The following is a 4051-nucleotide window of genomic DNA, read 5'->3' as shown; positions in this document are numbered from 1 at the left end:
ACAGGATGTGCTGGCCGAAGGCGGTGAACGCCTCGCCGTTCAGCCAGGAGAGCGCGCTCACAGCGCGGTCTCCCGCGACAGGAGCGCCCCGTACAGCACGCCCCGCACCCGCCGCGCCACGATCACCGGCACCGCGACGACGGACCGCAGCCCCTCCGCCGCGACGGCGGCGTCGTACTCGTGGCTGATGTGCCGCGCCGCCGCGTAGTCCGCGACCGCGCAGGGCCTGGCCAGCGCCACCGCCCGGCCGCCCACGCCGTTGCCCGACGAGATCCGCAGCCCGCGCAGCACCGGCGTGGCGGCCCCCGTCAGCTCCGTGAGCCGCAGCCCGGTCGGATCGTGCAGCAGCCCGCCGAACGCGACGGGCAGCCCCGCCGCCCTGCGCAGCCCGGCCAGCGCCGACCGGATCTCGTGCGACTCGCCCCTGCTCGCCACCTGTCCGAACCTCCAGGGTTTTCCGCGTCACCCCCGTCCGGGGGTGGTGAGACCTGTATCACTGATTGCACGATGCGGGCAGGGGTCCGGCGCAAGCGCCGGCGACGAGGAGGCACCACATGACGGCAGGCGGCACGACAGGTCCACTCCCGCAGGCGGGCGATGCGCACCAGCAGTTCCGGGCGGCCCGCGACTTCCTGCTGGCCCACCGGGAGGACTACCGGGCCGCCCGGGACGGCTTCGTCTGGCCCCGCCCGGAGCGCTTCAACTGGGCCCTCGACTGGTTCGACCGGATCGCCGCCGACCCGGCCAACACCGGCCGGCCGGCCCTGCACATCGTCGAGGAGGACGGCTCGCGCACGCTGTGCACGTTCGGCGACATGGCCGCCCGCTCCAACCGTGCGGCCAACTGGCTGCGCGCGCGGGGCGTGCGGGCGGGGGACCGGATCGTGGTCATGCTCGGCAACCAGGTCGAGCTGTGGGAGACCGCGCTCGCCGCGATGAAGCTGCGGGCCGTCGTCATCCCCGCGACGCCGCTGCTGGGCACCCTCGACCTGCGCGACCGCGTGGAGCGCGGAGGCGCCCGGCACGTGATCGCCCGGGCCGCCGACGCCCCCAAGTTCGAGGGCGTGCCCGGCGACTACACGCGCATCGCCGTCACGGGCGGTGCGGGCGGCGCGGCCCCGGCCGGATGGCACGACTACGCGGACGCCCTCGCGTCGCCCGACGCGTTCGAGCCGGACGGGCCGACGGCCGCGGACGACCCCCTGATGCTCTACTTCACCTCGGGCACCACCGCCCGCCCCAAACTCGTGGAGCACACGCACGTCTCGTACCCCATCGGCCACCTGGCGACGATGTACTGGATCGGCCTGAAGCCCGGCGACGTGCACCTGAACATCGCCTCGCCGGGGTGGGCCAAGCACGCCTGGTCCAACCTGTTCGGGCCGTGGAACGCGGAGGCCACGGTCTTCATCCACAACTACACCCGCTTCGACGCGGCCCGGCTCATGGCCGAGATGGACGCCTCCGCCGTCACCAGCTTCTGCGCGCCCCCCACCGTCTGGCGGATGCTGATCCAGGCCGACCTGAAGCAGTTGCGCACCCCGCCGCGCGAGGTCGTGGCCGCGGGGGAGCCGCTGAACCCGGAGGTCATCGAGACCGTACGGCGCGAGTGGGGCGTGACCATCCGCGACGGGTTCGGCCAGACCGAGACGGCCGTCCAGGTCGCCAACTCGCCCGGCCAGCTGGTCAAGGCGGGCTCGATGGGCCGGCCCCTGCCCGGCTTCACCGTGGAGCTCCTGGACCCGGTGACCGGCGAACCGGGCGCCTCCGAGGGCGAGATCAGCCTGGTGCTGGCCGAACGGCCGGTGGGCCTGATGACCGGATACAACGGCGACCCGGAGCGCACGGCCGAGGCGATGGCGGGCGGGTACTACCGCACCGGCGACATCGGCGCCCGGGACGCCGACGGCTACATCACGTACGTGGGCCGCAGCGACGACGTCTTCAAGGCCAGCGACTACAAGATCAGCCCGTTCGAGCTGGAGAGCGCCCTGCTGGAGCACGAGGCGGTGGCCGAGGCCGCGGTCGTGCCCGCCCCGGACCCGCTGCGCCTCGCCGTGCCGAAGGCGTACGTGGTCCTCGCCGAGGGCTGGGAGCCGGGCCCCGACACGGCGAAGGTCCTCTTCGAGCACTCCCGCGCGGTGCTGGCGCCCTACAAGCGGGTGCGGCGGCTGGAGTTCGCGGAGCTGCCGAAGACCGTCTCGGGCAAGATCCGCCGCATCGAGCTGCGCGAGCGCACCGCCGCCGGCTCCGCCGAGGAGTACTCCGAGGGAGACCTCGCGTGACGGCGCCCCGCGAGGGCGCCGTCCCGGCGGCCCCGCACGCGCCGGGCGCTCCGGCCGCCCCGGCCGTGCCCTCGTACGTCCACGGCACCGGCACCACGCCCCTGCTGGGCGACACCATCGGGGCGAACCTGGCCCGGACCGTCGCCGCCCACGGCGAGCGGGAGGCACTCGTCGACGTCGCGTCCCGGCGCCGCTGGACCTACACGCGCTTCGGCGCGGACGTCGAGCGCCTCGCGCTCGCCCTGCTGGCCTCGGGCGTGGAGAAGGGCGACCGGGTCGGCATCTGGGCCGTCAACTGCCCCGAGTGGGTGCTCGTCCAGTACGCGACGGCGCGGGTCGGGGCCGTCATGGTCACGCTCAACCCGGCCTACCGCTCGCACGAAGTCGGCTTCGTGCTCCGGCAGTCGGGCATCTCCCTGCTGGTCGCCTCGCTGACGCACCGCACGAGCGACTACCGGGCGATGGTGGAGGAGGTGCGGGCGCAGTGCCCGGACCTGCGGGCGGTCCACTACATCGGCGATCCCAGCTGGGACGCGCTGGTGGCGGCGGCGGACGGGGCGACGTCCGAACAACTCGCGTCCCGGGAAGCCGCGTTGTCCTGCGACGACCCGGTCAACATCCAGTACACCTCGGGCACCACGGGCTTCCCGAAGGGCGCCACGCTCTCCCACCACAACATCCTCAACAACGGCTACTTCGTGGGGGAGACGGTCGCGTACACCGAGCAGGACCGGATCTGCCTGCCCGTGCCGTTCTACCACTGCTTCGGCATGGTCATGGGGAACCTGGCGGCCACCTCGCACGGCGCGTGCATGGTGATCCCGGCGCCGTCCTTCGACGCGGACACGACGCTGCGCGCGGTGCAGGAGGAGAAGTGCACCTCGCTCTACGGCGTGCCGACGATGTTCATCGCCGAACTCGACCTGCCCGGCTTCGCCGCCTACGACCTGTCCTCGCTGCGCACCGGGATCATGGCGGGCTCGCCGTGCCCGGTCGAGGTGATGAAGCGCGTCGTCGCCGGGATGAACATGCGCGAGGTGTCCATCTGCTACGGCATGACCGAGACCTCCCCGGTCTCCACGCAGACGCGGCGCGAGGACGACCTGGAGCGCCGCACGGGCACGGTCGGGCGGGCGCTGCCGCACATCGAGGTCAAGGTGGTCGACCCGGCGAGCGGTGTCACCCTGCCGCGCGGCGAGGCGGGCGAGCTGTGCACCCGCGGATACAGCGTGATGCTCGGGTACTGGGACGACTCGGAGCGCACCGCCGAAGCGGTCGACGCGGCCCGCTGGATGCACACCGGCGACCTCGCGGTCGTCCGGGACGACGACTACGTCCAGATCGTCGGCCGCATCAAGGACATGATCATCCGGGGAGGCGAGAACGTCTATCCCCGGGAGATCGAGGAGTTCCTGTACGCGCACCCGAAGATCGCCGACGTGCAGGTGGTCGGGGTGCCCGACGAGCGCTACGGCGAGCAGGTCGTCGCCTGCGTCATCCCCCGGGACCCCGGCGACCCGCCCGACGGGGAGGAGATCGCCGCGTACTGCGCCGAGCGCCTCGCGCACTACAAGGTGCCGCACCGGGTCGAGGTCGTGGCGTCCTTCCCGATGACCGTGAGCGGGAAGGTGCGCAAGGTCGAGCTGAGGGAGCGGCTGGCGGGCACGGGCGACTGAGCGCGTCCCCCGTGCGGGGCGTCCCCGTGCCCCGGCCCGGCGGACGGCGGCGGCGGCGATCGCGCCCGCGTTGTAGAGCTCCAGGGCGGT

At 73.3% G+C, this 4051-nt stretch carries 2 protein-coding genes and 1 pseudogene; 2 read left to right on the top strand and 1 reads right to left on the bottom strand.

From position 1 onward, the window contains the following. Positions 1-81: 81 nt before the first annotated feature. Positions 82-408: pseudogene (locus L1885_RS24890) on the bottom strand (GAF domain-containing protein); the annotation flags it as partial. A 146-nt stretch (positions 409-554) separates the two neighbouring features. Between L1885_RS24890 and L1885_RS24885 the strand changes: the two are divergent. Next, complete coding sequence (locus L1885_RS24885) at positions 555-2285, top strand: AMP-binding protein (RefSeq protein WP_235799418.1); 1731 nt, start codon at positions 555-557, stop codon at positions 2283-2285. Positions 2286-2350: 65 nt separating this feature from the next. Next, positions 2351-3961 (top strand): AMP-binding protein, encoded by a 1611-nt coding sequence (locus L1885_RS24880; RefSeq protein WP_235799419.1) that lies wholly within the window; start codon positions 2351-2353, stop codon positions 3959-3961. Positions 3962-4051: the final 90 nt, after the last annotated feature.

Origin of the sequence: Streptomyces fuscigenes, assembly GCF_021556455.1 — a bacterium.
In the GTDB taxonomy this organism is placed as follows: Bacteria; Actinomycetota; Actinomycetes; order Streptomycetales; family Streptomycetaceae; genus Streptomyces; species Streptomyces fuscigenes.
This window is presented reverse-complemented; position numbering and strand designations above follow the sequence as displayed.